The sequence below is a fragment of the Alistipes sp. CAG:268 genome (genome assembly GCA_000434235.1).
Classification (GTDB): Bacteria; Bacteroidota; Bacteroidia; order Bacteroidales; family Rikenellaceae; genus Alistipes; species Alistipes avistercoris.
The window spans coordinates 1-956 of sequence record FR892006.1 but is presented as its reverse complement, the minus strand read 5'-3'; the positions used below and the strand labels follow the sequence as shown (position 1 = coordinate 956).

Below are 956 nucleotides of genomic sequence, written 5' to 3'. Positions count from 1 at the left end.
CGTCGTGGCGACCAGCAGGAAGAGCAGCAGCAGGAACATCAGGTCGGTCATCGACGACGCCGAGAACGACTTTTCGACTTTCGAACCGTGTTTGATAGCCATGTCGCACTATTTTTGAACGGGTTGATTCAGAATGTCCATAAAGGCGATCGAGTTGGCCTCCATCTGGAAGACGAGCTTCTCGATGCGCGCCACCAGGTAGTTGTAACCGAAGTAGGCCGGAATACCGACGATCAGACCCATCACCGTGGTGACCATCGCCACATACATACCGCTCGAAAGCAGAGCCAGATCGACCGTGCCGCCCGCAGCCGACATGTCCATGAAGGTCTGCACCATGCCGAGCACCGTGCCGAGGAATCCGATCATCGGGGCGCCGCCGGCGATCGTGGCCAGGAACGGCAGTCCGTTCTCGAGCTTCGAGACCTCGAGGTTGGCGACGTTCTCGATGGCCGACTGTACGTCGCTCATCGGGCGTCCGATGCGCTCGATGCCCTTCTCGATCATGCGGGCGATCGGCGTGTCGGTCTTGCGGCAGAGGTTCACGGCCGTGGAGATCTTGCCGTCGGAGATGTAGTCGCGGATGCGGTTCATGAAGTTCATGTCGAGCACCGAGGCCTTGCGGATGGCCATGAAACGCTCGACGAAGATGAAGATCGTCACTCCGCCCAGCGCCAGCAGGGGCCACATCAGCCATCCTCCCTTGGTAAACAGCGTCCACAGTCCCATCCGGGTCTCCTCACTTACGGCCACCGCTTCGGCAGCCTGCAAAAATGTCATCATCGTTTTGTTTGTTTTTTATGGTTTTACTGAATTTGTTTCTTCACTCTTTCCTGCCTCCGCCGCACCCTCTTCGGGCCACGCCTTCACGGGGAGTCCCTCCTCGGGCATCCGGGGGTCGAACTCCACCCCTTCGAAGGCCGCGGCGGCATCCGTCTCGCGGGCTTCGGCCTCGG

At 59.6% G+C, this 956-nt stretch carries 1 protein-coding gene and 1 pseudogene; both read right to left on the bottom strand.

Going from position 1 to position 956, the window contains the following annotated elements; translation table 11 throughout:
* Window positions 1–102: pseudogene (locus tag QZL63_RS07435) on the bottom strand (biopolymer transporter ExbD); the annotation flags it as partial.
* A 6-nt stretch (window positions 103–108) separates the two neighbouring features.
* Entirely contained in the window at window positions 109–783 is a 675-nt protein-coding gene (locus QZL63_RS07430; RefSeq protein ID WP_022308692.1) for a MotA/TolQ/ExbB proton channel family protein, read from the bottom strand.
* Window positions 784–956: the final 173 nt, after the last annotated feature.